Below are 243 nucleotides of genomic sequence, written 5' to 3'. Positions count from 1 at the left end.
GAACAACAAAGTCGAATGTTGGGTGAGAAGAAAATATTATCTATCACTAACAACATAAAGACGAAACTGGATAATTTCCTTAAAGAAACGATGCATTTTGGTATGGTGATTGGCAATGTAATCGCTTCCAATGAATATAATAAAGGTCATGACATTTCTAATGTCCAAGACTATCTCCACTCCACAGTGACAGATGTTTATCACCTTCTTCCACAAGTTGAAGTGGTTGGGTTTGGTTCAAGT

Annotated in this window: 1 protein-coding gene; it reads left to right on the top strand. The window is 36.2% G+C overall.

All coding sequences use genetic code 11. The features are described from left to right. Nucleotides 1–18 precede the first annotated feature (18 nt). A partial coding sequence (locus O4H31_RS19595; protein WP_269348187.1) for a hypothetical protein occupies nt 19–243 on the top strand: 225 nt, incomplete at its 3' end.

It is taken from the genome of Sulfitobacter dubius (assembly GCF_027214245.1).
Classification (GTDB): Bacteria; Pseudomonadota; Alphaproteobacteria; order Rhodobacterales; family Rhodobacteraceae; genus Sulfitobacter; species Sulfitobacter dubius_A.
The sequence above is the reverse complement of the archived record's forward strand: the minus strand, read 5'-3'. Positions and strand labels throughout refer to the sequence as shown.